Source organism: Streptomyces prasinopilosus, from assembly GCF_001419695.1.
GTDB lineage: Bacteria > Actinomycetota > Actinomycetes > Streptomycetales > Streptomycetaceae > Streptomyces > Streptomyces prasinopilosus.
This window is the reverse complement of the sequence record NZ_LIRG01000686.1, coordinates 1-3,948: the sequence shown is the minus strand read 5'-3', so window position 1 is coordinate 3,948 and position 3,948 is coordinate 1. Positions and strand designations below refer to the sequence as shown.

General features: G+C 72.4%; 4 protein-coding genes. 2 read left to right on the top strand and 2 right to left on the bottom strand.

The features are described from left to right. The coding region (hydA, locus tag AOK18_RS24530) for a dihydropyrimidinase (RefSeq protein ID WP_055695731.1) at positions 1–1,258 on the top strand (1,258 nt) is incomplete at its 5' end. An 11-nt stretch (positions 1,259–1,269) separates the two neighbouring features. Beyond that, on the top strand, positions 1,270–2,292 hold the full coding sequence (locus AOK18_RS24525; RefSeq protein ID WP_055695730.1) for a TIGR03842 family LLM class F420-dependent oxidoreductase: 1,023 nt from the start codon (positions 1,270–1,272) through the stop codon (positions 2,290–2,292). Between the two features lie 67 nt (positions 2,293–2,359). Here AOK18_RS24525 and AOK18_RS24520 read toward each other — a convergent pair whose 3' ends face one another. Together AOK18_RS24520 and AOK18_RS24515 are read right to left on the bottom strand one after the other, a co-directional pair. After that, positions 2,360–3,025 carry a hypothetical protein gene (locus tag AOK18_RS24520; RefSeq protein ID WP_055695732.1) on the bottom strand — a complete coding sequence of 222 codons (666 nt, stop codon included), beginning with the start codon at positions 3,023–3,025 and terminating at the stop codon, positions 2,360–2,362. A gap of 237 nt (positions 3,026–3,262) precedes the next feature. After that, on the bottom strand, positions 3,263–3,948 hold a 686-nt coding region (locus AOK18_RS24515), incomplete at its 5' end, for an MFS transporter (RefSeq protein ID WP_157865161.1).

Below are 3,948 nucleotides of genomic sequence, written 5' to 3'. Positions count from 1 at the left end.
CGTCGACGCCACCGGCAGGTACGTCCTGCCGGGCGGCGTCGACGTCCACACCCACATGGAGCTGCCGTTCGGCGGCACCTTCGCCTCCGACACCTTCGAGACCGGCACCCGGGCCGCCGCCTGGGGCGGCACGACGACCGTCGTGGACTTCGCCGTGCAGAGCGTCGGCCGCTCCCTGCGCGAGGGACTGGACGCCTGGCACGCCAAGGCCGAGGGCAACTGCGCCGTCGACTACGGCTTCCACATGATCGTCTCCGACGTGAACCCGGGCACCCTCAAGGAGATGGACCGGCTGGTCGAGGAGGGCGTCACCTCCTTCAAGCAGTTCATGGCCTACCCCGGCGTCTTCTACTCCGACGACGGACAGATCCTGCGCGCCATGCAGCGGTCCGCGGAGAACGGGGGCCTGATCATGATGCACGCCGAGAACGGCATCGCGATCGACGTCCTCGTCGAACAGGCCCTGGCCCGCGGCGAGACCGGCCCCCGCCACCACGGCGAGGTCCGCAAGGCCCTGCTCGAGGCCGAGGCCACCCACCGCGCCATCCGCCTCGCCCAAGTCGCCGGCGCCCCGCTGTACGTCGTGCACGTCTCCGCGGCGGAGGCGGTCGCCGAACTGGCGCGGGCCCGCGACGAGGGCCTGGACGTCTTCGGCGAGACCTGCCCGCAGTACCTGTTCCTGTCCACCGACAACCTCGCCGAGCCGGATTTCGAGGGCGCCAAGTACGTGTGCAGCACGCCCCTGCGGCCGAAGGAGCACCAGGCCGCGCTGTGGCGGGGCCTGCGCACCGACGACCTCCAGGTGGTCTCCACCGACCACTGCCCGTTCTGCTTCATCGGCCAGAAGGACCTCGGCCGCGGCGACTTCTCGAAGATCCCCAACGGCCTGCCGGGCGTCGAGAACCGCATGGACCTGCTCCACCAGGCGGTCGTCGACGGGCACCTCACCCGCCGCCGCTGGATCGAGGTCGCCTGCGCCACCCCGGCCCGCATGTTCGGCCTGTACCCGAAGAAGGGCACCCTCGTGCCGGGCTCCGACGCCGACGTCGTGATCTACGACCCGCACGCCGAGCAGATCCTCTCCGCCGAGACCCACCACATGAACGTCGACTACTCCGCCTACGAGGGCAGGCGCGTCACCGGCCGCGTCGAGACCGTCCTCTCACGCGGCGAACCCGTCATCACCGAACGGGAGTACACCGGCCGCGCCGGACACGGCGTCTACACCCCGCGTTCCACCTGCCAGTACCTCACCTAGGAACGGTGCGCATGGACTTCGGACTCGTACTGCAGACCGACCCGCCGGCCTCCCGGGTCGTCGACCTGATGCGGCGCGCCGAACGGGCCGGCTTCACCCACGGCTGGACCTTCGACTCCGCCGTGCTCTGGCAGGAACCGTTCGTCATCCACAGCCAGATCCTGTCCCACACGACGACGCTGACCGTCGGCCCGATGGTCACCAACCCGGGCACCCGCACCTGGGAGGTCACCGCCTCCACCTTCGCCACCCTCAACGACATGTTCGGCAACCGCACCGTCTGCGGCATCGGCCGGGGCGACTCCGCGATGCGGGTCGCCGGCCGCGCCCCCAACACCCTGGCCCGCGTGAGCGAGGCCATGAAGGTCATCCGCACCCTCGCCGAGGGCGGGGAGGCCGACCTCGGCGGCGGCACCGTCGTCCGCTTCCCCTGGATCGGGAAGGACGCCCGGCTCCCCGTGTGGATGGCCGCGTACGGGCCGAAGGCGCTGCGGATGGCGGGGGAGGAGGCCGACGGCTTCATCCTCCAGCTCGCCGACCCCTACCTCACCGGGACCATGGTCGGGGCCGTCAAGGACGCCGCCGTCGCCGCCGGACGCGACCCCGCCGAGGTGACCGTCTGCGTCGCCGCCCCGGCCTACGTCACCGAGGACGACTCACCCGGGGCACTCGCCCACGCGCGCGAGCAGTGCCGCTGGTTCGGCGGGATGGTCGGCAACCACGTCGCCGACCTGGTGGCCCGCTACGGCGCCGACGGCGGCGTCGTCCCGCACGAACTGACCGACTACATCGCCTCCCGCCAGGACTACGACTACGCCCACCACGGCCGCAGCGGCAACCCCGACACCGCGTTCGTGCCTGACGGGATCGTCGACCGGTTCTGCCTGATCGGCACCGCGGAGCAGCACGTCGGGAAGCTGAAGGCGCTCCGCGCGCTGGGCGTCGACCAGTTCGCCGTCTACGACATGCACGACGCCCAGGAGAGCGTGATCGACGCCTACGGCACGCACGTCATCCCGGCACTCGACGACTGACCCGCGTCCGGACGCCGGGGCCCCGGCCGCCGGAGCGCCCCCGCCCGGACCGTCGTGCCCGCCCGCCTCAGGCCTTGCCCGCCAGCAGGGCCGCCACCGCTTCCCTGGCGGCCTTGATGGCGCCCTTGTTGATCTCGTCCGTGGAGGGGGCCTTCTTCGACTCGAAGTCGCTGCCGTTGTACGTCACGACCACCAGCGCGTTGGAGACGCGGGCCACGACCACGCCCTCCCGGGTCTGCTGCTTGTCCTCGGTGGTGAGGTCCACGACCGAGTACGCGGCGTCGCCGAGCCCGGGGACCGCGCCCCCGCCGCTCCTGTCCTCCAGCCGCCCCCGGTACGAACGCTCGGCCGCCTCGTCCGACTGCAGGACCTCGAAGGACACGTCGAGCCAGCGGTACTCGTAGCCGTCGAGCGCGTTCCACGAACAGGTCCGCCGCAGCGCGGAGTCGGTGGACCTGATCTCCTTGCCCTCCGTCTTCGCCTTCGGCACGAGGGACTTGACGGTCTTTTCGGCGATGCTGCCGCAGGGCGCGGGAGCGGCGGTGTACGTCTTCGGCGCGGCCGTCGCCGACGGGGCGGAGGCGGACCGCGACGCCGTCGCCTCCGGCTCCTTCTTCTCGGCGGCCTGCGGCTCGGAGGAGGACCCGGACGTCAGCGCCCAGCCCGCCGCGGCGAGGACGAGCACCGGGGACAGGCGCGCGGCCAGGGCTATCGGCAGAGGAAAGGAACGCACGGCGCACTTCTCGTGGGGGTCGGTGCGGAAGGGTGCCCGCACTGCGGACGGGACGCCAGTCTCACATGCTTCCCGGTGGGGAGGAAGTGCGAACTCGCTCCGTAGGGAAGGGGTGACAGGGAGGCATCGCGCGGTGGCGGCATCCTGCCGTACTTCCCCCGGATCCGGATGAGTTGAGGCATCGCGGTGACGGGTGCGGCGCCCGAGCCGCTACGGGGCGGCCGGGCGGTCTCTCCTTCACCGGGTTCGGCCCCGGCCCTCCTTTGGGGCGTCGGCTTCCCGCAGCCGGCGATCCGTGCCCGGCCCTTCCGGCGGTTCGGCGCGGGTACGGCCGGAGAGCGCGAGCAGCAGAGCCGTCGTCAGGGCGAGCACCCCGGCCGCGAGGAGCTGCACCCGGTAGTCCAGGACGGCCACCATCGCCGTGCCCGCGAGGATGGCGAGACCGGTCGGGGCGAAGATCATCGTGTTCGCGGTGGCCGAGACCCGGCCGAGCAGTTCGTTCGGTGTCGTGGTCTGCATCGTGGTCAGCGCGCTGATGAGAGGCCAGGGCAGGCCCACCCCGATGAGCAGGCCGCCCCCCAGCACCACGGGGAGGAGCGGGGTGGTCCGGGCCAGTGCGCCGAGGGCGAAGAGAACGAGGCCGGCCGCCGACAGGACTCGGGCCGGAACGCGGCGCAGGAGGGCCCCGGCGGCCAGACCGCCGATGACGGACCCGAGCCCCTGCGTCGAGCTGAGCACGCCGGCGAACGCCGCCGGTTGCCGCAGTCCCGCGTCGAGAAGGGCGTAGGTGGCGGTGCCGCTGAGGCCCGACGCCGTCATGGCGCAGCCGCCCGCGACGACCAGGGAGCGCAACGCCGGCTGCTGCCACAGGCGGCGGACGCCCTCCGTGGTCCCTGCGGCCCGGTCTCGCTCCGGCCGGAGCG